Origin of the sequence: Microcoleus sp. D3_18_C4, assembly GCF_036702355.1 — a bacterium.
Lineage (GTDB): Bacteria > Cyanobacteriota > Cyanobacteriia > Cyanobacteriales > Microcoleaceae > Microcoleus.
Window position 1 is genome coordinate 150,236 of the sequence record NZ_JAUBTF010000001.1, and the last position, 26,485, is coordinate 176,720.

A 26,485-nucleotide genomic window follows, 5' to 3' on the forward strand; every position below is an offset into this window, starting at 1 on the left:
ACACAACTGACGCACAGTAACGCTTTCGCAATTGCCAATTGCCAATTACAACTTACCAATTCCCTATTAACAATTAGCTTTGAGGGGAATCTCGATCGCCAATTCTGTACCCTGTCCCGGCGAAGAAGTGCATTTCAGCGACCCGTTGTGTCTGTCTGTAACAATTTGATAGCTAATTGACAAGCCCATCCCAGTGCCTTTACCGACAGGTTTAGTGGTAAAAAACGGGTCAAAAAGCCGAGTGCCGACAGTCTCCGGTATTCCCGGCCCGTTGTCAGCAATCCGAATGATTACTTTGCCCGCTGGCGATATTTCAGTGCGGATGCGGATGTTGCTGGGCTTTTGCCGCATTTCCTCAGCAGAACGGCGCAGATCCCGTTCTTCCAAAGCATCCAAAGCATTGCTCAAGATGTTCATAAATACTTGATTTAACTGTCCGGCATAACATTCTACTAAGGGCAGTTGAGCGTATTCTTTAATCACCTCAATTTCGGGATGATTGTGTTTAGCTTTGAGCCGGTGCTGCAAAATCATCAGGGTGCTATCTATGCCCTCGTGGATGTTGACGGCTTTCATTTCGGCTTCGTCCATGCGGGAAAATGTGCGGAGAGAAGCAACAATTTGTTGAATTCTGTCTGCACCGACTTTCATTGAAGAAAGCAACTTTGGCAAGTCTTTCATCAGAAAGTCGAGTTCAATATTGTCTACTTCCTCTTGAATTTCCGCGACTGGATCGGGATAGTAGTTTTGGTAAAGTTCGATCAGGTGTAGCAAGTCTTGGGTATAGTCGTTGGCGTGGCTGAGATTGCCGTAAATAAAGTTAACTGGGTTGTTAATTTCGTGGGCGACTCCTGCCACAAGTTGACCGAGACTTGACATTTTTTCATTTTGAATTAACTGCGATTGAGTGCTGGTTAATTTCTGCAAAGTTTTCTCTAATTCGCGAGCTTTATTGCGAGTTTGGGCGTAAAGATCGGCTTGGTTGAGAGCGATCGCCAATTGAACTGTAACTGCTTGCAATAATTCTACTTCGCCCTCACTCCAGGGTCGCACAGCAGCGGAGTGGGCGCAGGTAACAACGCTCACTACTCCCGAAAGTGCCTGTATCGGAATTGCCAACACAGATCGGTAGCCCAGAGAGTTAAGAGACTTTCTCCAAACATGATCTGGCACTGTTTCGACATCATCCACCAGCAGCATTTCCATATGCAAGAGTTTTTCTCCCATAGAACCTAAGTCGGAAGCTTGATAGCAACCTATTAAATCGGGAAGTTCGGGGAGGCGAGATTCTTTAATAATTTCCCAGAAAGCATCCTCCCCGTCGCCACGATACCAGGCAAAATTGCAGCGATCGATCTGCAGGAAAGCGCGAATTTCTTGGACGGCGACAGCAATGATGCTGTCGAAATCGAGGGAATTGCGAATTTGAGCGGTGAGACTGTTGAGCAATTTTTCTCGATCGGCCTGCTGTCTGAGTCGGGCTTCCGATCGCCTCAAGGCAATTTCTCCCCGCTTGCGATCGGTAATGTCTTCGGTGACAGCTAATAGATATTGCGGTTTGCCATCAGCATCGAGTATTGCGGTTTTCTTCGTATGAAATATGCGAGTATCGCCTTCTCTTGTTTGAATCAGTTCTTCGGGAATGTCTACAATTTGCCCGCTGGCGAGGGCTTCCCGGTCTTTGGCGGTAAAAAACTCGGCTTGTTCTCTGGGGAAAAAGTCGTAATCATTTTTGCCCCTAACTTCTGCTTCACTGAAACCGAGCAACTCTTGGGCCGCCGGGTTCCACAGTACAAATCGCAAGTCTTCTGCTTCTTTGGCAAATACTCCTACGGGTATGGTGTTGAGCACAGATTCCATAAACTGTTGAGCCTGTTGCAGTTCTGCTTCTGCCTGTTTGCGATCGCTAATATCTCGGACGTTGGCAATGACCCTGAGATTGCCGTTGAGATGAATTCGGGACAGGGCAATTTCTGCATCAAAAGTTGAACGGTCGTTGGGACGCCTTGCTTTCCATTCCACGCGACCTGTTTCGCCGGCTAATACTCTTTCCCAAAGTTCTTCCATTTGTTCAATGGGATTGTCGCCACTTGAATAGTCATTTTTAGTTGATAATTTTGTTGCTTGTTCCTGGCTCACTCCGTACATTTCTAACATTCGATTATTGACATCGAGAATATTTCCTTCTAAATCGTGAATGAAGATAGCATCGTAGACATTGTTAAATATGGTTCGCAGGTTTTGCTCGGAAACTTGCAGCGCTGCTTCTGCCTGTTTGCGATCGCCAATTTCTTGTTCTAATTGGGTGACTGCTTGGGAAAGTTCGGCCGTGCGCTCGCTCACTCTGTCTTCTAACTCGACTGCTGCTTGCCGCAGTGCTGCTTCGGCGGCTTTGCGATCGGTAATATCGATCACCGTACCGAACAGTTTTACCACCTTGCCGTTCACATCGGTTTCCGCTTGGCCCACGGCGTTCACGTGTCGCAAGATGCCGTCGGGACGGTAAAGGCGAAAGTCAAAATCAAAAGGGATGCCTGTTGCGAGTCCCCGCTGCACTTGAGTTTGCCACAATTCCAAATCTTCTGGATGAATCAGAGCGACCTGTTCGGCTAGGTTGGGCGCGATGGGGGCCGGTTCGAGTCCGAAGATGCGAAAAAGTTCTTCCGACCAAGTGAGGGTTTCGGTGGCTGCGTCGAGTTCCCAATTGCCGACGTGGGCGAGTCTCTGGGCTTCTTGTAGCTGCCGCTGGCTATTGCGGATGGCGGTTTCGGCAACTTTGCGATCGGTAATGTCGAATAATACCCCGCAAAATACGATTTCGCCGTTCTCGCTGCGGGTGGGCATGGAGTCGCCCTGCCACCAGCGAATCTCACCGTCGGGCTTGACTAACCGCCCTTCGTAGTGCCACAGGGAGAGGTTTTCTACGGCTTCGTTGACGGAGGCGATGTAGCTTTCCAAGTCTTCAGGGTGGACGCGGGAAATGAATGTATTCATGTCTCGCATCATTTCTGCTGCTGTGACGCCACTGATATATTCGATGCGATCGCTCATGTAGTCAATGCGCCAAACTCCGTCACGGTTGCAAAATTGGAACAGAGCTCCGGGCATGGTGGCCGCGATCGTCCGAAACTTGGTTTCGCTGGCCGTGAGGGCGGCAAAAGTCTGGCGCAGTTCGGCCGTGCGTGCTTCTACTCTGCGCTCTAGTTCTGCGTTGGCGTGTTGTAAGGCTGCTTCTGCGCGCTTGCGATCGGTAATGTCGGTGGCTGTACCGGTGGTGCCGAGGAAGTTTCCGGTTTCGTCGTAGAGGGCAAGGGCGTTAAACATTAAATGTTTCATGCTGCCGTCTTTGGCGATTTGGGTGGTTTCGTACTGGAAAAGTGATTCTCCGGCAAACAACCGGGCGAAAACTTCTAAATCTTTCTGGCTTTGTTCTGGTGTCACAAAGTCGGAGAACGGCCGACCGATCATTTCTTCTGGTTCGTAACCGTAGATGTACTTAACTGCTGGGTTGACGAAGGTGTAGCGCCCGATGGCATCGACCGACCAAATCATGTCTTGGGAGGTTTCTACCAGGCTGCGGTATTTGCTTTCGCTGGCTTGGACGGCTTCTTCTGCTTTTTTGCGTTCCGTCATATCGCGGGAGACGCCGACAGTCATGACGATTTGGCCGTCTGCGTTGCGGATCGGTGTTTTGACAGTGCTGAACAGCCGCACTTCTCCGTCGTAGCGCGTCACCGGTTCTTCGGAAATTTGCAGAGTCTGTCCGGTTTCAAAGACGAAGGCGTCATCTTTGATGTACTGGAGAGTATTGTCGGTATCGGCGAAAGGTGCGTCTACGATGTCTTGAAGCTCCTCTTGAGTCATGCCGTAATAGTCGCGGAATGCTTGATTTGCCCAAACAATTTTGGATTTGGGGCCTTTGACTAATACCATATCGGCGATCGAATCGAGAATTTGGTGATATTTTTGCTCGCTGTCGCGGAGTTTCTGCTGTGCCGCTTCGATTTGTGCTATTTGCCTCTGGGTTTGCAAGTGCAGTTCGGCTTGGTGGATGGCAACTGCTAAATGGTCGCCTACTTGTCTGGCAAATTCGATTTCGTCTTCTTGCCACTGGCGGGGTTGACCGCAGGAGTGAATGCACAGCAATCCCCACAGGTGTTGCCCTTGCAGTAGGGGTACGACTAAGTTGGCTCGGATTTGAAATCGCTTGAGGATTTTGAGGTGACAAGGACTCAACCGGGCTTTGTAAATGTCCGTGACTGCTTGAACGTATCCTTTGGCATAGTTGGCGGCAAATTGTTCGCCGAAACAGTAGTCGCGGACTCTTGCTCCCAAAGATGGGCTGTATTGGGGCAGTACGTCTTCGGACACTACTTCGCCTTCATTCCATTCGGATTCGGGAAGAAAGCGGTAGACGGCGACTCGATCGGCATTTAGGAGTTGCCGAACTTCGGTGGCTGTGATTTTGAATATTGTTTCTAAGTCTAGGGATTCACGAATTTTGCTAATAACTCCCATCAGCGCTTGCAGCTTTTTGAACCAGGTTTGAGACTGCGTTTCTCTTTCTAGGTGAGCTAGTTTCTCGCGCAGGTTGCAGACTTCGTGATACAGGTATTCATGAAACATAATGCTTTTTATTTAGTTATTTTGCGTTTTGGTATCGAGGTTGATGGCATCTCAATAGCGCTCTGCAAGTTGAGCCTGGTAACTCAAAAAGGCAAAGAACCTATTCTCCTCCTTCTGCTAGCACTTAGCAGCTACTCACACTGCATTTCCGTATTTTTTCGAGATTTGGAGGTCAATCGACCATCTTAGCTCCCGTATATTTACTGAAAAAGTGGCATATTTTGCTACTTGATTAATTGTCAATTATTGATAATAATGCTAACAAAACTTACACATAAACCCGGTTTATTAACGTAATTAACTCAGGGAAACTCCGAAAGTGGAAACAAGAAACCCGGTTCCATTGCGCGATCGGGAGGAGCGTATCGGGAGCATCTCAATGAAAGCAGGCAAGGTAGAAATTGGAGTTTTGAGGCTCTCTTGCTGCGGGGAAAGAGGAAGAAGGAAGAAGCCAGAAGAAGTGTTTTTACAAATATGAGATGCTCCCAGTGTCTCTGACTAATTTTGACATTTTTTTGGCTCGCCTTCGGTTGCGATTGTCACCTTTTTATTATTACCGCCAAAAGAATAAATTTCGTATAAACTCGCATTTCGCTTTCTACCTCTAAAGTGAACCGTGTGGTTCTGGCATATAGCAGTTCTCAATCTTGGTGAGGTATACCCTATGCCGACGGATGCCTATGCCGACGGAGGCCTATGCCCTATGCCCGCTTATCAAGCGTGCACCTCATGTTACTGAGAAAGGCTATACTATGGCGAGTGAGAGATCACCCAAAACCAACTGCTGGTTGGTTTAGTAAAGAAAAAATGGAAGATTATTGCTGAAATTTTTAGAGAAATTTCGATGCCATTGTCGCGAAAAAAAATTAATTGCTTTTGCAATTTTTTGCTCTATTACCACATTTTTGATAGTACAATGTTGTGTTTATCTATCAGTTTTTTGCTACCCATTTTCTGCTTGTTAAATACAGCATAACAAGCATGATTAAAATATTTATCAAAGCGAGGTTTAAATCCTCGAAGCCAACTTACGAAAGAGCGATCACACTGTCATACTCAGTATAAATTATTATATTGAAGCGACGAGCGATCGGCTGCTGCGATCGACGAATTGCTACAAGCTTAAGCTGTTGTGCATTTAAATAGGGTGTGAGAATTTGGTGAAAGGGAACAGGAAACGGGAAACGGGGAACAGACAATATGTAATTTAAATACTCGACAGCTTAAGAAGCAGTTTTCAGTATTGCCTTCGCTTCCTCAATATTTTGGGCAACTAATTTGCCCGACTCGATAAAGGCTGTTCTTTCAGTATCGCTGAGTTCGAGTTCCACTATTTGTTCGACTCCCTGATATCCCAGGCGGCAGGGCACTCCTAAAAAGATATCTTGCACGCCGTATTCGCCGTGCAAATAAACGCAGCAAGGCAAGAGTCGCGACTGATTAAATAAAATAGATTCTACCATCAAGCAGACAGCAGATGCGGGTGCAAAATAAGCACTACCAGTCTTCATCAATTCTACAATTTCTGCGCCGCCGTGGCGAGTCCGCTGTACGATTCGATCGATCGCCCCAGCATCCATAAGTTGATTGATGGGAATACCGTTGACAGTAGAATAGCGGGGCAAAGGAACCATCAAATCGCCATGAGAACCGATGACAGTTGCATTGACTTCAGCATTTGAAACGCCCAATTCCATAGCAATAAAAGTTTGAAAGCGGGCGGAGTCGAGAACTCCTCCCATCCCCATGACTCGGTGTTTTGGCAAATCCGCAGCTTCCCAAGCTAAATAAGTCATGATATCTAGGGGATTTGTGACTGTGATTAAGATTGCTTCGGGAGAATGCTCGATCGCCTGTTTTGTGGCTTCGGTGACAATTCGAGCATTGATTTTAATTAAATCTTCCCGATTGATACCGGGTTTGCGCGGCACTCCGGCCGCAATTACTATGATATTTGAGTTTGCCGTATCTGTATAATCATTTGTACCGATAATTTGGCGATCGTGGCGTTCCACTCCCCTGGCTTCCATCAAATCCAAAGCAATACCTTGTGGCCAACCCTCCACAATATCTAGCAATACTACATCTGCCAGATTTTTCTCAGCAATTCGCTGGGCTAATGTACTGCCGACTCTGCCTGCACCAATAATTGATACGCGGTTGGATGGAGAATTCATTGGGTTTTAGATTTTAGATTTTAGATTTTAGATTTTAGATTTTAGCAATCAACTTAATTGGGAAAGGTGCGCGGTGTGCACCCTTCGCTACATTAAGAACAGTGATGTTTAGTTTTGGTGAGTTACTGAAAATCTTCGAGTTGGTCTACCCGCAGCCAAATATTCGGGGTGGGAACTTTGCCAAATTTGACGAAGGCATAGTCGCCGCGAACATCCATCACTTCGCCCTTTGTTTCAAATATATAGGAGGAAAAGCGCTGGTCGCTGGCTTGGGCTTCTAGACTGTTTTCCAATTTTTCGCGTACAGCGCGAACTATACTGCCTTTCTTGATTGCCATAACTTGCTTTGTTTAGTTTAAAAAACTATACAAATTTTAATCTAGATTTGGCTCGAAAGTCACTCGGCGATTGAAATCGCTACTAAACAAACGAAGTCCACTGCAAGCTGACTAAGGAATAAAGGAGTGCGATTCGTGGAGTACATCTAAAATCTACAATCTAAAGCCTAAAATCCATTGACTGCTTCCTATTTCTGACAAATGGGGCAAAAATGAGTCGATCGCCCTGCTAATTTTATACGTTCGATGGTTGTGGAGCAAGTGCGGCAGGGTTGACCGGCGCGATTGTACACCCAAGCTACGCCGCCGTAGTTGCCGTTGACACCTTGGACGTTGAGAAAATTGCTAAAAGTGGTGCCCCCGGATGCGATCGCCTTCTGTAAAACTTGAATAATAGCTGTATGGATGCGCCCAATTTGCTCTGCGGTCAAATCCGCGCACAGAGTTGTGGGCATCACTCCCGACAAAAACAAAGTTTCGTCTGCGTAAATATTGCCCAAACCAGCTATCAGGGCCTGGTCTAGCAAAGCTGTTTTTATGGGTCGCGCCCGCCGGTGCAGCTTGCGGGCCAAATATTCTGTTGTAAACTCGTCGGAAAACGGTTCGGGCCCTAAGAGTTTCAGACCGATGACTGTGCTCGAAACCTCGGTTTCTGCGGGCACGTACCACATTTGCCCGAAGGTGCGCTGGTCTACAAACCGCAATTCTTGGTTTCCTTCAAAAAACAGTCGCACTCGCGCGTGTTTTTGCAGGGGTTCGGATCGGTTCACCCACAGCAGTTGTCCCGTCATCCGCAGGTGAACGCCCAACCAGCCGGCTTTTGAAGGCAAAAGGGAGGGGTAGAAAGAAGGCGTTGGGGAAGAGTTTGGAGTTTGGGCAAGAAATTCTCCCACTCTCCCACTCTCCCCCTCTCCCCCTCTCCCCCTCTCTCTTTCTCCTTCTGGGAATTGAGATAGTTCTGCCAGGAGGTATTTGCCGCGTCTGTACCAGCGGGCGATCGACTTTCCTTTGACTTTTGTCAAAAAATCGGTCGCAGAGATTGAGCGGGCGATCGTGCTGTTTAACAACACGTCGCCGCCCAACATTTCTCGATCGAGGGTTGCTTGATTCAAACCCCGGCAAATAGTTTCAACTTCTGGCAGTTCTGGCACAATTAGCGTTGTTCTGTTCCTTGATTTGGCGAACCTTCGACGCTGCCGGCCACTTCGGCACCGGGTTTGCTGTCGGTTGAAGTTTTCGGCTGCTGGGGGGCGCCACCGCTGCCGGTTTTCCGCGTTTTCTCGTCCAGCGTGGTTTGTTTGCCACCGGAAGCTACTGGAGTCCCTGTTTTCGCTTTTGCTTTGGGTGCTGCTACTTCCACTAATTCGCTTTGGGCGAAGTTGTTGGTGTTGACGCCGGCATAATTTACTTTGTCAAAGCGAACGATAACTGGGTATTTAATGCCGCTTTGGTCTACCGTAGCAACGGTGCCCACTTCTTGATACCAGAAGGATTCTTTGCGGAGAATCCGAACTGTAGAACCGCGTTGAACCATGAGCTTTGTTTCCTTTGCGATGAATAAACGGATAAAGCCATTTTTTTTACTCTAGTCGATCGCGCGACGCATTTGAAGTCTGCAACGAAATTTTTACCTGTCGCGCCGTTTTTTGATCTGCTGTTTGTAAAGAAAAGTAAATACTTTGCTAGGGCGATCGCTGGGGTTGCAAAATAAATAAACCCACATTATCCGTCAAATAAAACCCGTGGGAGCGAGTTGAAAACAAACTTTACAAATAGTTGTGAATTGCTACAGTTAAATGTTCTGGGAAATTCTGATAAGTCATGACTGAACCTCACGCCACAGTAATACTCGCGATTAGTGCCGACGGTAAAATTGCAGATGCAGTGCGATCGCCCGCGAGATTCGGTTCTGCCAACGACAAAGCCCACCTCGAACAGCAAGTAGCAGCAAGTGACGCGGTTTTGTTCGGCAACGGCACTTTACAGGCTTATGGGACGACGATGAGAGTGATTTCGCCGGAATTGGTCAAACAGAGGGAACTGCAAGGGAAGCCCCCACAACCGGTGCAAATTGTATGTTCGCGATCGTCTCAATTTGAACCAAACTTGCGGTTTTTCCAGCAACCGGTGCCTCGCTGGCTGCTGACAGGGCAAGACAGTAGGGAAACGGCATTGCCGTCTCCTCTTCCTTCTTCCCTCTTCCCTCTTCCTTCTTCCTTCTTCCTTCTTCCTTCGATGTTCGATCGAATCATCTATGCAAAAACCGTAGGTGGAGAGATTGATTGGATTGATGCGTTTCAACAGCTAGAAACTATCGGTATCAAACGTTTGGCGATTCTGGGCGGGGGAAAACTGGTAGCCTCTGTGCTAGCTGCAGGCTTGGTAGACGAACTTTGGCTGACGGTGTGCCCGTTAATTTTGGGCGGGGCGGATGCACCGACACCTGTGGAGGGAGAGGGTTTTTTGGCGGATTTAGCTCCGAAATTGGAGCTTTTGGCGGTTAAACAGGTGGGACAAGAGGTGTTTTTGCATTATAGATTCGGGGCGGGCTAGAAGCCCACCCCACAACACTTGTGTGGCACAGGCATCTTGCCTGTGGCGGGCTAGAAACCCACCCCACAACACTTGTGTGGCACAGGCATCTTGCCTGTGGCGAGTAATTACACAAGCAGGGGAGATTGTATTAACTTAAATGAAGTTCGATCGCTCTACGCACAAATCTCCCTATGCTGAAACAGCCAAAACCTGAATATTCTGTAGCCTGGATTAGCAAAATAGGCGAAATCCCGCAAGTGTCGTGGGATACCTTGGCGATGCCACTAAAAACTCCATTTCTGGAATGGGATTGGCTTAACAATCTCGAAGTATCGGGCAGTGCGACAGGTAAAACCGGTTGGCTACCGCATCACTTAACAGTCTGGCGAGACAAACAGTTGATTGCTTGCGCGCCACTTTATGTCAAAAGTCACAGTTACGGCGAATTTGTATTCGATAATCAGTGGGCGGATTTAGCTCAACGTTTGGGTGTTCAATATTATCCCAAATTGATGGGAATGACGCCGTTTACTCCGGCTGAAGGCTATCGGTTTTTGATTGCCGAGGGAGAAGATGAAGACGAGTTAACTGGAGTAATGGTAAGCGCGATCGACCATTTTTGCGATCGGCACAATATCTCCGGTTGCAATTTCCTTTATGTCGATCCAGAATGGCGCGAAAGAATGGAACGCCAGGGTTTCAGCAGTTGGCTGCACCACAGCTATATTTGGCAAAATCAAGGCTATCAAAATTTTGACAATTATTTAGGCGCATTTAATGCCAACCAGCGCCGCAATATCAAACGCGAACGCAAAGCAGTCGATCAAGCTGGTTTGTTGATAAAAACGCTGACAGGTGATGAAATTCCCCAAGCCATGTTTGCTCAAATGTATACTTTTTATGAGAATACTTGCGACAAATTTGGTTGGTGGGGAAGCAAGTATTTGACTAAGCGATTTTTTGAACAGTTGCACCACAATTATCGCGATCGAGTTTTATTTGTAGCCGCCTACGACAAGGAAGATGAGAGACAGCCGGTGGGTATGTCTTTTTGTTTGTATAAGGGCGATCGGCTGTACGGGCGTTATTGGGGCAGTTTGCAGGAAATAGACTGCTTGCACTTCGATGCTTGTTACTATACGCCGATCGAATGGGCGATCGATCGGGGCATCCAAAGCTTCGATCCCGGTGCGGGCGGGCGGCACAAAAAACGGCGCGGCTTTCCAGCTACGCCCAATTATAGTTTGCACCGATTTTATAACAACCGTCTGGCGCAAATTCTTAAGTCTTATATCGGTCAAATCAACGAAAGAGAACAAGAAGAAATTGATGCCGTCAACGAGGATTTACCTTTTACTAAGTTACCTCCTTTGTTACTCGGCGATTGACGGTTAACTGGGAATTTGGAATTGGAAATTGGGAATTAGTAACAGCCCATCGGTGTCAACATAATACTAAAACCCTGTGTATAATATCTCGTTTGTATCGAAGTTTCGACGCTCCTAAATCCCCCTTAAGAAAGGGGATTTTGAATGCTCTTCCCGCTTTATTAATGGGAGTTAGAGGGGAAGTAAGAATACTCTTATCCCCCCCTTAATAAGGGGATTAGGGGGCATCGAAACTCAACGATAAACGATATTTATTAGGGATTTTAGTCTTAAGTTGACACGAATGGTAACAGTCAACCGTCAACCGTCAACAGTCAACCGTCAACCAATTAACCAATTAACCTAATTCAAAAATACCCTCCCATCTTCCTGAATTTCCAGAGATTTTGTATCAGCGGCAACCTCAGTTGTCGCGCCGAAACTGACTTGCAACATTCCCGGCATCGCGGTTGCTTGGGGGCGAACCAGCACCAATCCGCCGTCTGGGCGCTGGTAAGTGAGGGTTATTGGTACTGGGAGGGTTTGAAGCAAAATTTCCGATTGTTCGCCGAGAGTGCGCGGCTGGGTAACGCCTACGATTTGATAATTGATGACAGCATTGGTGGTATTCACCAGTTTAATTACTATCCCGCCTTCGGCAGGCGTAACTCGCGCACTGGGCAGTGGGAAGCGGGGAGGCGCGTCTGTGGGTGTAGATGGCATCCCGCTGGGGCTCGGACTCGCAGCCGGAGTTGGTTCACTGACGGGTTCTTCAGTGGCTGCGGGAGTCTCTGAGGGAGTCTCTGCGGGTTGGGAAACGGGTTTTCCTTGTTGGGGCGGGGGGCCGCCGGCTTGGGAAAGTGTTGCGAGACTAACGAGTAAACCTCCGCAGGTGGCTACTAGCAAGCTGATTTTTTTAAACGGTAGATTGTGGCGAAACATAAATAACTCCTCACAAGTTCGATCGAGGTTTTCCAACAACGTTTATGTTAATCTATGGCGTAAATGAATTTTAATAGCTGGGTTTGGGCGCGAGGTAGGAAGAATAAGGGTTTGAGGGGTAGATTTTTTTTAAACCGCAGAGGGCCCAGAGGGCGCAGAGGAAGAGAGGAAGACGGGAAGTTTTAAAGGCGGAATTGTTCTGATTGGTGGGCGGGGAGGGTGACGGTAACGGCGGTACCTCGATCAACTTGGCTGTCTATGCGGATTTGGCCGCGGTGATTTTCGACAATTGCTTTGGCGATGGCTAATCCTAAACCGGAACCGGCGGCGCTGCGGTGGGTGCGGGCGGGATCTGCGCGGTAGAATCGATCGAATAAATGTGGCAGGGCTTCTGTGGAAATTCCGATGCCGGTGTCTGTTACTTTTATTTGCAGCGCTGGATTTAACATCGGCGAATTTCTTTTGTTTTTAGCTGCCACATCCAACTCTACTTGAATTTGACCTCCAGAGGGCGTGTACTGCACGGCGTTGCTGACGATATTGGTAAAAAGTCGGGCTAGTTGATCCCAGTCTCCCAACAGTGTAAAGTTGTCGTCAGCGTTGGGCAGATCGACAATTTCCAAAGAAAGAGAGAGATTTTGGGTAGTGGCGATCGCCTGTTGTTCTTCAATTACCTCCATCAGCAAAGCATCGAGGGGAACTTCAATCCACTGCTGCTGCACGATACCGCTATCTTGTCTGGCTAAAAATAACAAATCGTCAACCAAGCGCCCCAAGCGGCGGGTGAGGCGTTCGATAACTTGTAGCTGTTGATGTTGCTGCGGTTCGATATCCGGTTCCGCCAAAGCTACTTGGACGTTAGTTTGAATAGTGGCGATCGGATTTCTGAGTTCGTGAGAAGCATCAGCAGTAAACTGTTTGAGACGCCCGTAAGACTCCCGCACAGGTTTCATAGCCAATCCCGACAGCAGCCAGCCAATAGCTGCAACGCAAATTAGAGTTAAACTCGCGCCCAAAATCAAATCAAGAATTAATTGGCGGATGGGTTTTGTCACTTCAAACCAAGGATGGCTGACTCGCAAATATCCCAGAACTTGGCGGCCACTTTGTACTCGCTGCGTTACTTGTCTGAGGGAATAGTTTTGATCGGACTGTAACTTATTATTAATTATCCAAACTGTTTCGCCAGTACGGTTAGCGTGAATGGGAATATTCAGCGGTTCCGATAAAGTAGACCACAGCAATTCGCCCGTAGGACTGAACCATTCTAAATCAATGTGGTCGTCTTCTACTGCATCAGTGCTATCTCGAAAACTCGCTTGAATATTAACTTGCAATTTATTTTTATCTGTGGTACTAGGGAAAGTTAGCGGTTCGATAACGAGAGTTCGCTCTATTACTTCGACAACGTGATGGAGGGTGTCATCAATGCGATCAATCAAAGTAGTGCGGACGTAAAAATAGAAACCTGTGGCGAATACAAGTAACAATACAGCAGTAACGGCAGTGTACCAAATAGCGAGGCGGCGGCGGGTAGCTTGAAACATATTGCGAAGGAAGTTCGGCAACTGATTTTGTAAAGGATTCAACTGATTTAACTCATAGGTTCCACCATTCTCAATTAGCCTTTTCGGAACAGGCTTTTCGGCCTGTTCCACAAGAAAATCTATTCTTTGTGGAACAGGCCGAAAAGCCTGTTGCTGATAATGGTGCAACATCTCAGTTTAACCAATTTAATAACTATAACCTTCTTCTTCTCTTCTTCTCTTCCTTCGTGTCCTAGCGCGAACGCGCCGCTTCGCTAACGCGCCTTCGCGGTTCGTTTAAAAAAAGCCTTGTTCGCCAATCATCCAAAAAAACTCAAACAACTTTCCCTTCTTGATACTTCAGACAGATGTCGAGAGAGCTGTCACCATAGTATTCTAATCGCGAAACTTTTTAGGTATAAAGCCTGTGAATAAATTTTTATTTCGAGCCGCGATCGGGCTATTAATGGCATTTTTTGGGGCAATTACCTATTTTACAAACGACGTACAAAATCCGGTAACAGGAGAGAGACAGCGGGTGCAGCTTTCTCCCCGCCAAGAGATAGTTTTGGGATTGCAGGCGCGAGATAAAATGGCTGCTCAGCACGGGGGGCTTTATCCCAGCGAGAGTATTCAGCAGTATGTCGATCGAGTCGGCGAACGAATAGTCAACGGTTCGGCGGCGAAACAAGCGGGTTATCCGTTTCAATTCCACCTGCTGCGAGACCCCCAAACTGTCAATGCTTTTGCTTTACCGGGGGGACAAGTTTTCATTACTGCGGGGCTGCTGCGGCGGCTAAATTCGGAGGCTCAGTTGGCCGCTATACTGGGGCACGAAGCCGGTCACGTTGTGGCGCGCCACGGTGCAGAACACTTGGCAAAACAGCAGTTCGGCAGGTCTTTGGTAACGGCGGTTGGGGTGGCTACTAGCGACGATCGCGGGGGTGGTCAGCAGGCAGCATTAATTGCTCAAGCTGTCAATCAAGTTGTCGGTTTGCGGTACGGTAGATCGGATGAACTTGAGAGCGATCAGCTCGGTTTTCGGTTTATGACCGAAGCTGGTTACGATCCTAGAGGTATTGTTGAGGTGATGCAAATTCTCGGTGCTGCTAGGAAGGGCGAAGCGCCGCCGGAGTTTTTGAGTTCTCACCCCAACCCTGAAAACCGAGTGCAAAAGTTGCAAGCTTTAATCGCACAAAATTACCCTAACGGCGTTCCAGCTAATTTGGTGTCTGGACGCGATGAGTTTGCTAAAAATGTGTCGGGCGGTTAGCAATAATTGCATCGGGCTTTACAAAAGTTATTGCTAAAGGCGGATGGAAGTTCGGCTGTAAGTTGGGACGATCAACTTAATGAGCGATCGAGCAATTGGAAAGTTGAAAACCATGATTGAATCTTGGATGATTATCGGCGGCGTGACTTTCTTAGTCGCCTTCGGTACTCTGTTTTTTAAACTGCGCGATATTAATTGGGCCGTCAAACTTCAAAGACCGGATTGGATGTTTTTTGAGCCTGCTATTCCGTTAATTTGGACGGCGATTTTTGCTTGCGGGGCCGGCAGCGCTGCTGTCGTGTGGGAACAGGAGCCAGGGAGCCTTAAAACATGGCTGTTGATGGCTTTATACTTGCTTTTAGAAATTGTCACAGTTGCTTATATTCCTGCTACTCTCAGAGCCAAAAGTCTGAAAGTAGGGACAATTTTGGGAGGGGTTGGCGAGATTTTGGGAGTTGTGCTGACGTTGGCTGTTTTGCCGATTTCTCAAACCGCAGCTTTGTTACTTTTGCCTTACGCGATTTGGGGTGCGATCGGCACTTATACTACTTGGGAAATGATTCAGTTAAACCCAGAAGCTGCATAAATATTCGGTGATCTTCGGCGCACCCTACATACTATAACGCTCTTCTCTTCTCTTCCTTTGTGTCCTTACCGTCTTCGCGGTTCGTAAAAAACATTGTTAATAATAGCAAATCCGTGCTAGCGGGTTAACCCACCCGAAAAAGTGAGGAAATCCGCTTAACAGTGTGTGGGTATTTGATGAGAAAATAGATGAATAAAACAGCTTTAAATCAAAGGATGACAGCTATCAATGGCCATTAAAGACCAGCCCCAACCACCTCGTTTTCGACAAATTAGCAATGTCTTGTTATTGCTCTCAAGTTTGTTTCTGCTGGCCAACATCTTTTTACCGAATTTGTTCGGCCCGCAAATTCCGCAAGTGCCTTACAGCTTGTTCGTCCATCAAGTACAAGAACAAGATGTAGTCCGAGCTTCGGTAGGTCAAAATGAAATTCGCTACCAACTCAAAGGCGAAGGCGATCAACCAGGTCAAGTGCTGTCAACTACGCCGATTTTTGACCTGGAATTGCCTAAACTTTTGCAAGAAAAAGGCGTTGAATTTGCGGCAACTCCCCCTGCCAAAAATGGCTGGATTGGCAGTGTTCTAAGCTGGGTGGTTCCGCCGCTGATTTTTGTGGCGATTTTTCAATTTTTCATGAACAGGCAGGGTGGCGGGCCTCAGGGTGCGCTCTCGCTCGGCAAAAGCAAAGCTAAGGTCTATGTAGAAGGCGAATCGGCGAAAATTACTTTTGCTGATGTGGCTGGAGTAGAAGAGGCTAAAACTGAATTAGTCGAAGTTGTTGAATTCCTGAAAACTCCCGACAGATTTACGGCAATAGGCGCACGAATTCCCAAAGGCGTGCTGTTAGTCGGGCCTCCGGGAACTGGCAAAACTCTGTTAGCAAAAGCAGTGGCTGGTGAAGCTGGCGTACCCTTTTTTAGCATCTCCGGTTCGGAGTTTGTGGAACTGTTTGTAGGTGTTGGTTCTGCCAGAGTTAGAGATTTATTCGAGCAGGCTAAGAAACAGGCTCCTTGTATTATTTTCATTGATGAATTGGACGCGATCGGCAAATCTCGTAGCAGTAACGCTAGCTTCGGTGGGAATGATGAACGCGAACAAACTCTCAATCAATTGTTAACTGAAATGGATGGTTTTGCTGCGGGCAATACTACGGTAATTGTGCTTGCTGCAACTAACCGCCCGGAAAGTTTGGATGCTGCTTTGTTGCGTCCTGGTCGTTTCGATCGCCAAGTTTTGGTCGATCGCCCGGACTTATCTGGCCGCGAAGCAATTTTGAACATTCACTCTCAAAAAGTGAAGTTGGGCCCGGATATTGACTTGAAGGCCGTCGCCACTCGTACCCCCGGTTTTTCGGGCGCAGATTTGGCAAATTTGGTCAATGAAGCTGCTTTGTTGGCGGCCCGCAACAAACGACTAACTGTAGCGCAGGAAGACTTTTTTGAGGCGTTTGAGCGCGTTGTAGCTGGCTTGGAAAAGAAAAGCCGGGTGCTCAACGAAAAAGAGAAAAAGATTGTGGCTTACCACGAAGTCGGGCACGCGATGGTTGGTGCCGCGATGACTGGCGGTGGCGAAGTGGCGAAAATCTCGATCGTCCCTCGCGGTATGGCAGCATTGGGTTACACGTTGCAAGTACCGACTGAAGACCGTTTCTTGTTAGATGAATCGGAATTGCGCGGTCAGATTGCTACACTGCTTGGAGGGCGATCGGCTGAGGAAGTTGTGTTTGGTAGCATTACTACTGGCGCTTCAAATGACTTGCAAAGGGCGACTGATTTAGCTGAACGGATGGTGACAACTTACGGGATGAGTAAGGTGTTGGGGCCTCTTGCTTACGATCGAGGTCAGCAAGCAATGTTCCTCAACGATGGTATGGGAAATGCCCGCCGTGCGGTTAGTGCTCAGACTGCTGAGGCGATCGACCAAGAAGTGAAGGAAATTGTCGAAACTGCACATCAGCAAGCTTTGGATATTCTGAAAGCCAATCGGGAATTGTTGGAAACAATTACGCAGAAGCTGTTGGAAACTGAGGTGGTGGAAGGCGATGCACTTCACGAATTCCTCGGTCAAGTGCGGCCTTTAGATAAGGTTGCGGCTTCAGTTTAATAGGGTTTAATTAAACCGCAGATGAACGCAGATGATTCCAAATCATCTGCGTTTTGCGATCGCACTCCACGATGAGCCGACGGAAACAGACAACGGCAAACTGACAAACCCGCGTTTGTGCGATCGCAAGTAATCGTATTAAGGGAGAACAATCACAGGGCGCTCTCCCTTCGCATCAAATACCTTCTGACTGCAATTACAGTAGAATTGGTGAATATGACATAGTAAAAATTGTACAGAAATCATGACTATCGAGCTACAGATTTTTCAAACGGTCGTCAAAATGCCAGAATCTCTCAAACAAGAGATATTGCATTATGCAAAATATCTACTTGAAAAACACGCCAAAACAGAATCATCTCCCGAACAAATTGAACAACCTCATGGTTATGGTAGTTGGGCAGGTCAGATCGTTATGTCTGATGATTTCGATGAACCCCTGGAAGATTTAAAGGAATATATGTAACATGGAATCCCTTTTAGATACTCATGCCTTTCTGTGGTATTTGCTTGGCGATTCCAATCTAGGTAGTAAAGCAAAAGAAGCGATCGATACTAAAACAGGTTTATATTTTAGTATTGCCAGCCTGTGGGAAATCTCTATTAAAATTAATGTCGGTAAGCTTCACCTGAATCGACCATTTGAAGACCTGCCGAAGGAATTGCAATACATTAACGCTCAAATTCTACCAATTACACTGGAAGACACTGAGATTTACGCAGGTCTTCCTCTGCATCATCGAGATCCCTTCGATCGCATTCTGGTAGCACAGACCATGAATCATTCGCTGGTTTTGATTAGTCGCGATGAGGCTTTTGATGCTTATCCAATTCAGCGAGTTTGGTCATAAAGAAGGCAAAAATTTTATACTAGCGATCGCCCCTACCTAATTAATAACCAAAAACAAAATAAACATACAGAAACCCGGCTGCTTCAAAACACCGGGTTTCTCCATATTGTTGCTGCATTTTTGACCGATCAAACTCCGTTTATGTAAGCCATAACTGGAGTACCTTGCTGCTGCTGCGCCATTTCCAAAAGGCGTTGAATGCGATCCTCTGTCGGCGGGTGAGTGCGGAAAAGTGACTGCAAACCTTTAGTCGAAAAAGGATTCACAATTAGCAGCGGCGACATCGCAGGATTGCCGTGCATCGGAATTTCATGACCCATTTTCTCTAATTTTTGCAGGGCGTTTGCTAAGCCGATCGGGTTATTTGTGATTTCCACCGCACCGCTGTCGGCTGCAAATTCCCTCGTCCGAGAAATCGCCAATTGAATTACGGTTGCTGATAGCGGTGCTAAAATGATTAAAAACAGCAAACCAAACGGATTCGCGCCTTGTCTGCTATCCCGCGTTACCGGGCCGTAAAGCGCTCCAAAAGTCAGTATTCGCCCGACAAATGTAATAGCCCCGGCAATTGTTCCTGCAACTGCTTGAGTGAGGGTGTCGCGGTTGCGGATGTGCGTGAGTTCGTGCGCTAAAACGCCTTCCAATTCTTCGCGGGAAAGCAGCTTGATGATGCCTTCAGTAACTGCTATTGTTGCGTGTTCCGGGTCTCTTCCTGTTGCGAAGGCGTTCGGAGATTGAGTGGGAACTAGAAATATTTTCGGCACCGGAATTTGGGCTTTTTCGCTCAGCGATGCTACCATATCGTAGATTTCTGGTGCTTCGCTGCGGGCGATCGGCTGAGCGCGGTAAGCCATTAACGCGGCCGTGTCGGAATAGTACCAAGAGCTAAAACTTGAGAAGGCGGCTAGCGCTAAACCGATGTAAAGTCCTTGTTCGTTGCCGATTAAATAATAACTTCCTAAAACGAGAAGGCCGCTTAGGAGTCCTAAGAGAGCGGCTGTTCTGAGTTGATTTGTTCCTAGCATGGCGGGTTGAGGGCGATCGCTATTTTGATATTTTTTATCTTGTAATTAGATTTTCATAGTTGCGGGCGATCGCGCCTCTATCTGCCGAAATAACTGCTACAGCCAATAGTAGTATTTCAAGTTTTCTGTCAGAAACTGGGAATGCCTCGGGAGGCTCTGTCGCCTGCTCTCACAAGGCGGTAGAGTCGCAGGATATGACATTTCCAGGCTCTGAGTGGAAACCAGATCCAATCCACAAAATAAACGCAGACAATCTTACTTTTATCTGCGTTTACCTGCGTTCATCTGCGGTTGAATTCTCCAACCCTAAACCGCTTGCACTTCCTTTTCCTCAACAGCAACAGGTTCTTGATATACAGTTTGAGACTCATTAGCCAAAAACTCAGCCAATTGAGCTTCAATTTCATCCCGCACAATCTGGCGATATTCCAGGAAATGCTCGTTGTGAGCGCAGACTGTCAAATAGTGATCCCAAACTGCAGGATTGCGCTTGAGAATGCTGAACAAATGATGCCAAAACTTCCAGCGAGTTTTGCGCTTGACTCCCTGCCGCCAAACCACAGTTAGCAGTGCTCGCAAATCGATCCAACTGGGAACTCTCGCAGGTATCTTTGCTGTAGGTGCACCCAACATTAAGAAATGGCGATAAGTCCGGTCTAAATATTTCTCAGCATCGTACACTTCGCAGAATGCCTCGACATATTCGCGGGCAATATCTTCGAGAGGCCGCGTCGGGATAAAGTTCATCAAGGTAGTCTGGTTGAGGTTGCCAGATTTGTCGCGCAACCGCCCTTCTTTTGCTAGTCTGTGGGACAATGCCGTGTGTGGCAAAGCTTGCAGCATTCCAAAGGTTGTGCTCGGAATGGCTGCTGCTTCGGCAAACTTGACAATCCGCTGACCGGCACCGGGTTTTTCGCCGTCAAATCCAATGATAAATCCGGCCATTACTCGCAAACCGGATTTGGCAATTAACTCTACGGATTCGATCAGGGAATTGCGGGTATTTTGGAATTTCTTGGTCATTTGCAGGCTTTCTTCATCAGGGGTTTCAATCCCTAGAAACACTGCATTGAAATTGCAAGCAACCATCATGTCCATCAATTCTTGATCTTGGGCTAAGTCGATGGATGCTTCTGTGTTGAAAGTAAAGGGGAATTTGTGTTCTTCTTGCCAGACTTTTAAGTCTTTTAGCAACAGTTTGACGCTGCGTTTGTTGCCGATAAAGTTGTCGTCTACCATGAACACGCCGCGCCGCCAGCCCAAGTTGTAGAGATAGTCTAATTCTGCTATCAATTGTTGGGGGTTTTTGGTGCGAGGTTTGCGGCCGTAGAGGACGATGATATCGCAGAATTCGCACTGGAAAGGACAGCCGCGCGAAAATTGAATCGACATCGAGTCGTAGGCGTCTAATTCCAGCAAGTCGAAGCGGGGAACGGGGGTTGTGGTAACATCGGGTTTTACGCCGTCCGATCGATAAATTCCGCTTTTTTCGCCACGCCCTATTGCTTCGACGAACATCGGCAAGGTGATTTCGCCTTCGTCGAGAATCAGGTAATCTATGCCCGCTGCTTGAGGTTCTTCGGGTACGGAAGTGGGGTAGGGGCCGCCGCAAGCTACGGATTTACCGCGTCGTTTTGCTTCGCGAATGATGTCTAGCAAATCTTCTTTTTGGACAATCATGGCGGACAGAATAACGAGCTCTGCCCATTCCCATTCGGCTTCGGTGATTTGTCTGATGTTGCGATCGACTAACTTAAATTCCCATTCTTGGGGTAAAATAGCTGCTACTGTTACCAAACCCAGCGGTGGCAGCAGAACTTTACGATCAACTAATTCTAAGATTTTCTCGTAAGACCAAAATGTTTTCGGAAACAGCGGGTAAACTAGAAGAACTCGCATTATATGTTAAACCTCACATCAGTAAACAACTTGCGATCGGGCTGGCGGGGCGTGAGAGTTCGATCGACTCTCAAGACTTCATGTTAATGCTAAAATTACGATCTTGCACTCGATCGAATATCGGGCGAGGGGTCACACCCCCTAAGCCACACACAATGAGCGCAATTTTTAGCTTGCAGTTCCCTGTTAAAGTTTGCAAATGCTGATATCTTATCGTATTTGACCCTTAATTGACGATAATCGCATTTAAAAAGCATGGGATTAAGGCAAAAAAAACTGGAAACAGTAAATTACTGCTTTGGTGCGCCATAAGAACCCTACATTAGTTGTTTAATCCACATTTCCTCTTCGTTTTTCCTCAACATTCATCCGTTAAATCCGTTAAATCCGTTACATCCGTTATAAAATCCGCTGCCGAACTTCCCTCTTCCTTCTAATTTGAATCTTTGCCGGGAATCCCGCTAGTTCTTAACATATCGGCAACTGTGCCGCAGTAACTCGGCATTCCTATGCTTTCGGGATTCACAAGATTTTGATAGGTAAAATGGCGGTAGCTGATGCAAAATCTATCCCAAGCAGCCACTTGAATTCGGAACAGCCAAATAAAGAAATCGGCCAGCCAAGGTGACAGAGTAATCCGAAAAAATATGTTTTTATTCAAATACTTGCAAGCTTGTTCTACCACTTCGTTAGCTGTAATCGGGGGATTTCCTAGCACAAAATGTCGCGTTTCCTCGGAAGCAGGCGGATGTTGAACTAAATAATTAACTACTTTAGCAATATCTGCGCCGTGGATGAAGTGAAAACTGCCATCTGCCTTAAACCAGCGAATCAAACCAATCCATTTGGCCACAAGGGGCAGGCCAGAGGACAAGTGAGAGACTGGTTTTTCGGCGTCTCCTCCCAATACTAATGTCGGGTAAAGTGCCGTAATTGGAGGCACATTTGTCAAAGCTGACAAATGCACCATGCAGTTGTATTTTGAGCTAATATAATCTGTCCCCAGTTCTCCGGCTTCTTTCAGCAAATTGTTGTCTCGACCGAGAATACTGGCCGTTGAAAAATAAATTACTTGTTGGCAAGTCTGTGGCGAAAGTAGTTGAATTAGCTGGAGAGTTTTCGTTACGTTAACGTCAAACACTTCTTGAGTTCCTCCCCAAGCAGTGGCAGCTAAAATTGCGACATTAATTGTTTGCAAAAGTTCGGCGTGTTGCTCGATATCTCGCATATCGCCTTGTAATATATGGATGCCAGGGCGGGCTTTCCAGTCAAATTTTAATTTTTCCGGGTTGCGAACTAATAAGTAAAGTTCGTGGTTTGTTTCTTGAATCAAAGTTTCGGCCATGTAGTGACCGATACAGCCACTTGCACCCGTCACAAAAATTTTTTTTGAGTTCATTTTGCCGCAGGGGAAGAGGGTTTTTTGACTTGATGCTGAGGCTAAGATCCCCCTCGCCCCCCTTCTTAAGGGGGGGACAAGATTATTGTCAAAGTCCCCCTTCTTAAGGGGGATTTAGGGGGATCTCTACTCGGTTATAAGCGAGATTTGTCAGGGGTTGTTACTCGTTACCAGGCTCTGACCTGGTAAGGCAGATCAGGAGGCTCTGCCTCCATTTTACGCGAGGCAGAGCCTCTGGATATGGGTTCACCAGGCAGAGCCTGGGAACCAGTTAAAACCAGTTGGCAATCAATTTCAAGCAGCAACTGCAAGCAATTTGTCGGCTTGTTTTGCGGTTTCAAAGAAGAAACGCACGTTATCTTCGGGAGTTCCCGGTAACACGCCGTGTCCCAAGTTGAGGATGTGTCCGCGATGACCGGCTTTGCGAATTGTATCAAGAATTCGATCGCGAATAAACGGTTGAGAACCAAACAACACGCCCGGATCGAGATTTCCTTGAACGTTCATATTCGGGCCCAAACGCTTGCGCGCGTCGGCCATATCCACTGTCCAATCGACGCTGATGATATCCGCGCCGGATGTTGTCATGCGTTCGAGGAGGCCGGCACTTCCAGTGACTAACAGAATTAGCGGTGTGTCGGGATGGGTTTTTTTGACTTGCTCGAATACTTGTTTCTGGTAAGGTAGAGCGAAGGTGTCGTAGTCCTGCGGGGAAAGTTGGCCGGCCCAGGAGTCGAACATTTGCACTACTTGCGCGCCGCAGTCGATTTGATAGCGCACGTAAACGGCGATCGCATCTGCGAATTTCGACAGCAACTGATGCAGTAAAGTAGGATCGGAAAATGCCATGTTTTTGATGATGGCATAATCCTTAGAACCTTTGCCCTCAACAGCATAGGCCGCCAGCGTCCACGGCGCGCCCACAAAGCCGAGCACGGTGGATTTGTTGCCGACTTCCTCGCGCAGGGATTTCAGGATTGTTTTGATAAACGGCAAGCTTTCTTCCGGGTTCAGCGGTTGCAGGTTGTCGATTTGCTGCTGAGTGCGGATGGGTGAGTGGATAATCGGGCCTTTGCCTTCGGCGATGTCCATGTCGATGCCCAAACCGGGCATGGGGGTGACAATATCGGAAAACAGAATTACGCCGTCGGGTTGAAACGCGCGCCACGGCTGAAGGGAAACTTCGATCGCAACTTCGGGAATTTCGGAACGTTCGCGAAACGAGGGATACTTTTCTCGCAAATCTCGATAGGCTTTCATGTAGCGACCGGCTTGGCGCATCATCCACACGGGCGGGCGGTCTAGGGTTTCGCCGCGGGCCGCCCGCAACAACAAGGGAACTTCATTTAATGCCGACATTTTAACTTTTCTCTACCTTAGATATTTCAATGCCTTTGGTAGCTTACCACTGTGCGATCGTCCTTTTTGATCGAAAATTCATCTGTTGTCAGTTGTCTGTTGACTGTTGACTGTTGTCAGAAGGAGGAAGGTTGAGGGATTATCTGAACGGATTGGCTGAGTTCGATTTTGGGGAGTGGGGATTTGGTTGGTTGCGAGGGGGTAGGCAAATCGCTGAAATGTCTATTCGGTCGTTGACCCCCTCGATATATTGCTGGGTAAGGGTTTGAACGATTTGTTTCAGGGAATTTACGCTGTTTATCAAGACAATTTTCGACCCCCTCGCAAACGGCCTCTGGACACTTTGCGCTGTATGGGGTGTATGATAAAGGTCTCCTCACTCGCTGGGGAAACTAATTGAATGGAAACTCGCGTTGTAATGCGGTACACTTTAATAAGTTGTCAAGATTTGATAGATTCTTTGCTAGCTGATTTTACTGTACCTCATAACAACGGGAACCGCTGTAAAAGAGATTACTCCCTCCAGTCTGCGGTGATGGTGTATTCTAGTAAAAGTTTTTCTAAGTGCCTAAGTACCACATCAACTTGGTTTTTTTTTTCTTCCCTAAACGTTCCACTTACAGCAAGGTTTCTGCCACTTTGGTTGGAACAGAAGTTTCCCGGTAAAAGATAATATAGGTGTTCGATGATTGCTTCTATCTCTGCTGCTGATTTGTTATGTTTGATAGTACCTGTAATCATAAAACTTTGTACATGAACATATTCCACGTTTACATCTTCCACGTTTTTGACCTCTTGTTATTGCCAATGACATAATCATAGAATACCATATTTCCCAAACCATGATAGCCAATAAAACCCAAAATTACATTTCTCCTGAAGAATATCTAGCAGCAGAGGAAATCAGCCCCACAAAACATGAATCTCCCCACTCGCTGGGGAAACTAATTGAATGGAAACTTAAAATCGTTAGAGGATATTAAAGGGTAAATGTTATTTTCTTCTCTCTCCCCACTCGCTGGGGAAACTAATTGAATGGAAACTGACTGCTTCCATTGTAGAAGCATCGAAATCATCACTCCCCAATCGCTGGGGAAACTAATTGAATGGAAACCACCTCATGGAGCGTGGTATAGGTGTTACTCTACAGACTCCCCACTCGCTGGGGAAACTAATTGAATGGAAACATTATCTACTTACAGTGATGGCTGTTGGGGAACCACCTACACTTAACCAACCCATGAGACTTCCTTTCGATGAAGGAGGGGAAGTGTTCATTTCCTGTTACATTTAAATTGATATTCAGGCGTACCTTTAACCAGTACGCAAGGTACAAGCCAAGGATTATACCTACAAACAAACCTAAGCACTTGACTACCATATCATCTCCTTGTTCACCAGGATAGTGCTAACAGGATTGATGCCTCTGGACATGATCCAGAGGCACCACGAACATACTCTCCACTCGCTGAGGAAACTAATTGAATGGACACTAGCGAGGCAAAGAAACCCGATTTCTACCAAGAAACCGGGTTGATGAACCCGCGCTATAGTCCAAAATATAGAACCGATGAAGCACAAATCCTGCGATTGCTTCGTTCTTCGCAATGACAAGAAACAGTCTTCGCAATGACAAGAAACAGTCCTCGCAATGACAAGAAACAGTCCTCGCAATGACAAGAAACAACTTACCTAGTCACGCAAACTCCGCCCACCACTACCCGACATTGATCTGGGCCCGCATCGAATCTACTATCATTCCGCCGCGCTGAGTCTAAATCTCTAGTCCGCGAATTGTAGTAATAATCTCCCGCCGGATACCTTCTATTCGGGACAGCGCAGTAAGTCGAGTCTTGATTTCCATCGTCAAATCTTACTCTCACCATAGAACGTCTCTCGCGACAATCAACTGACCGCAAGTCAAAATCATTTTGCAGAAGCTGTGCTCTGTCATATTGACCGTCATATCGATCGTTATCTCGCCTTGTGTACCAATCGTCCCGCGAATTTTGAGATCGTCTGTCACCCCCATCAATTCCCGCAACTTCCAGCGTGTAGTTACCGCCCCTGGCAGCATCTTTTGCTAATACTAAAAGCTTGTAATCGCCACTACGGGGAATTTGATAATTAAAAGAACGGTCTTGCGTAAAAGCGACTTGTTTGTTGTTCCCGTAAAATAGCACCATGACGGGAGTAAAACCGCGACTTCTATCTGTATCTAAAAACACTTCAATGTTGTCGCCTTCCCTCGCGCTAAATGTGTATTCTTGACCGCGTAATTCTTCCGTCGGAGAACCTGGAACCCACATATTCCGAAAACGGTAGATGGGGGAAGTGCGGCGAATTACTCCGGCAACGCGATCGTTATTTCGTATCTGTTCGCCAATAGCACTAGACGAAATGCCAGTGAGTGCCAATCCTGCAACTAGCACAGCGGTAGCAATACTGTTTAACAAGTTGTGAGTTCTCATATCAACCT

22 protein-coding genes are annotated in these 26,485 nt (G+C 47.1%); 8 read left to right on the forward strand and 14 right to left on the reverse strand.

Annotated elements, in window-relative coordinates:
- Positions 1-66 precede the first annotated feature (66 nt).
- The gene (locus QUA90_RS00605; protein WP_333325066.1) at positions 67-4,626 is read right to left on the reverse strand and encodes a PAS domain S-box protein; all 4,560 of its coding nucleotides are present in this window, start codon (positions 4,624-4,626) and stop codon (positions 67-69) included.
- Positions 4,627-4,945: 319 nt separating this feature from the next.
- On the opposite strand from QUA90_RS00605, the gene QUA90_RS00610 reads away from it, so the two are divergent.
- A complete protein-coding gene (locus tag QUA90_RS00610; protein WP_333086274.1) occupies positions 4,946-5,104 on the forward strand; it encodes a hypothetical protein in 159 nt (52 codons plus the stop codon).
- 550 nt (positions 5,105-5,654) lie between these two features.
- Here QUA90_RS00610 and QUA90_RS00615 read toward each other — a convergent pair.
- From QUA90_RS00615 to QUA90_RS00635, 5 genes are all read right to left on the reverse strand, one after another.
- Positions 5,655-5,825, reverse strand: a complete 171-nt coding sequence (locus tag QUA90_RS00615) for a hypothetical protein (RefSeq protein ID WP_333325064.1) — start codon at positions 5,823-5,825, stop codon at positions 5,655-5,657.
- 24 nt (positions 5,826-5,849) lie between these two features.
- Positions 5,850-6,803, reverse strand: a complete 954-nt coding sequence (gene mdh, locus QUA90_RS00620; RefSeq protein ID WP_333443318.1) for a malate dehydrogenase — start codon at positions 6,801-6,803, stop codon at positions 5,850-5,852.
- Positions 6,804-6,925: 122 nt separating this feature from the next.
- Positions 6,926-7,141, reverse strand: coding sequence for an NAD(P)H-quinone oxidoreductase subunit O (locus tag QUA90_RS00625; RefSeq protein WP_333083047.1), 216 nt, complete (start codon positions 7,139-7,141; stop codon positions 6,926-6,928).
- Positions 7,142-7,329: 188 nt separating this feature from the next.
- Positions 7,330-8,292, reverse strand: a complete 963-nt coding sequence (locus QUA90_RS00630; RefSeq protein WP_333443320.1) for a DNA-formamidopyrimidine glycosylase — start codon at positions 8,290-8,292, stop codon at positions 7,330-7,332.
- 2 nt (positions 8,293-8,294) lie between these two features.
- A complete protein-coding gene (locus QUA90_RS00635; RefSeq protein ID WP_333384596.1) occupies positions 8,295-8,675 on the reverse strand; it encodes a photosystem I reaction center subunit IV in 381 nt (126 codons plus the stop codon).
- 287 nt (positions 8,676-8,962) lie between these two features.
- On the opposite strand from QUA90_RS00635, the gene QUA90_RS00640 reads away from it, so the two are divergent.
- Positions 8,963-9,694, forward strand: a complete 732-nt coding sequence (locus QUA90_RS00640) for a RibD family protein (RefSeq protein WP_333443322.1) — start codon at positions 8,963-8,965, stop codon at positions 9,692-9,694.
- 173 nt (positions 9,695-9,867) lie between these two features.
- Positions 9,868-11,064, forward strand: a complete 1,197-nt coding sequence (locus tag QUA90_RS00645; protein WP_333443324.1) for a GNAT family N-acetyltransferase — start codon at positions 9,868-9,870, stop codon at positions 11,062-11,064.
- Between the two features lie 342 nt (positions 11,065-11,406).
- Here QUA90_RS00645 and QUA90_RS00650 read toward each other — a convergent pair whose 3' ends face one another.
- Together QUA90_RS00650 and QUA90_RS00655 are read right to left on the reverse strand one after the other, a co-directional pair.
- Positions 11,407-11,985 carry a hypothetical protein gene (locus QUA90_RS00650; RefSeq protein WP_333384592.1) on the reverse strand — a complete coding sequence of 193 codons (579 nt, stop codon included), beginning with the start codon at positions 11,983-11,985 and terminating at the stop codon, positions 11,407-11,409.
- Between the two features lie 182 nt (positions 11,986-12,167).
- Complete coding sequence (locus QUA90_RS00655; RefSeq protein ID WP_333384723.1) at positions 12,168-13,532, reverse strand: ATP-binding protein; 1,365 nt, start codon at positions 13,530-13,532, stop codon at positions 12,168-12,170.
- Positions 13,533-13,938: 406 nt separating this feature from the next.
- On the opposite strand from QUA90_RS00655, the gene QUA90_RS00660 reads away from it, so the two are divergent.
- From QUA90_RS00660 to QUA90_RS00680, 5 genes are all read left to right on the forward strand, one after another.
- Entirely contained in the window at positions 13,939-14,784 is an 846-nt protein-coding gene (locus QUA90_RS00660) for a M48 family metallopeptidase (protein WP_333325050.1), read from the forward strand.
- 79 nt (positions 14,785-14,863) lie between these two features.
- On the forward strand, positions 14,864-15,370 hold the full coding sequence (locus QUA90_RS00665) for a TspO/MBR family protein (RefSeq protein WP_445300082.1): 507 nt from the start codon (positions 14,864-14,866) through the stop codon (positions 15,368-15,370).
- A gap of 228 nt (positions 15,371-15,598) precedes the next feature.
- A complete protein-coding gene (gene ftsH4 / locus QUA90_RS00670; protein WP_333384586.1) occupies positions 15,599-17,473 on the forward strand; it encodes an ATP-dependent zinc metalloprotease FtsH4 in 1,875 nt (624 codons plus the stop codon).
- Between the two features lie 244 nt (positions 17,474-17,717).
- On the forward strand, positions 17,718-17,939 hold the full coding sequence (gene vapB, locus QUA90_RS00675) for a type II toxin-antitoxin system VapB family antitoxin (protein ID WP_333225032.1): 222 nt from the start codon (positions 17,718-17,720) through the stop codon (positions 17,937-17,939).
- 1 nt (position 17,940) lies between these two features.
- Positions 17,941-18,324, forward strand: coding sequence for a type II toxin-antitoxin system VapC family toxin (locus QUA90_RS00680; protein WP_190743312.1), 384 nt, complete (start codon positions 17,941-17,943; stop codon positions 18,322-18,324).
- Positions 18,325-18,452: 128 nt separating this feature from the next.
- On the opposite strand, the gene QUA90_RS00685 is transcribed toward QUA90_RS00680, so the two are convergent.
- The 6 genes from QUA90_RS00685 to QUA90_RS00710 form a co-directional block, all read right to left on the reverse strand.
- Positions 18,453-19,349, reverse strand: a complete 897-nt coding sequence (locus tag QUA90_RS00685; RefSeq protein ID WP_333327705.1) for a M48 family metalloprotease — start codon at positions 19,347-19,349, stop codon at positions 18,453-18,455.
- A gap of 306 nt (positions 19,350-19,655) precedes the next feature.
- A complete protein-coding gene (locus QUA90_RS00690) occupies positions 19,656-21,248 on the reverse strand; it encodes a B12-binding domain-containing radical SAM protein (protein WP_333327702.1) in 1,593 nt (530 codons plus the stop codon).
- Positions 21,249-21,681: 433 nt separating this feature from the next.
- Positions 21,682-22,647: an NAD(P)-dependent oxidoreductase gene (locus QUA90_RS00695; RefSeq protein ID WP_333327699.1), complete on the reverse strand. Its 966-nt coding sequence runs from the start codon at positions 22,645-22,647 to the stop codon at positions 21,682-21,684.
- 294 nt (positions 22,648-22,941) lie between these two features.
- Positions 22,942-24,006 carry a uroporphyrinogen decarboxylase gene (gene hemE / locus QUA90_RS00700; RefSeq protein ID WP_333426411.1) on the reverse strand — a complete coding sequence of 355 codons (1,065 nt, stop codon included), beginning with the start codon at positions 24,004-24,006 and terminating at the stop codon, positions 22,942-22,944.
- Positions 24,007-24,519: 513 nt separating this feature from the next.
- A complete protein-coding gene (locus tag QUA90_RS00705; protein ID WP_333443326.1) occupies positions 24,520-24,789 on the reverse strand; it encodes a hypothetical protein in 270 nt (89 codons plus the stop codon).
- Positions 24,790-25,694: 905 nt separating this feature from the next.
- On the reverse strand, positions 25,695-26,477 hold the full coding sequence (locus tag QUA90_RS00710; protein WP_333443328.1) for a hypothetical protein: 783 nt from the start codon (positions 26,475-26,477) through the stop codon (positions 25,695-25,697).
- Positions 26,478-26,485 lie beyond the last annotated feature (8 nt).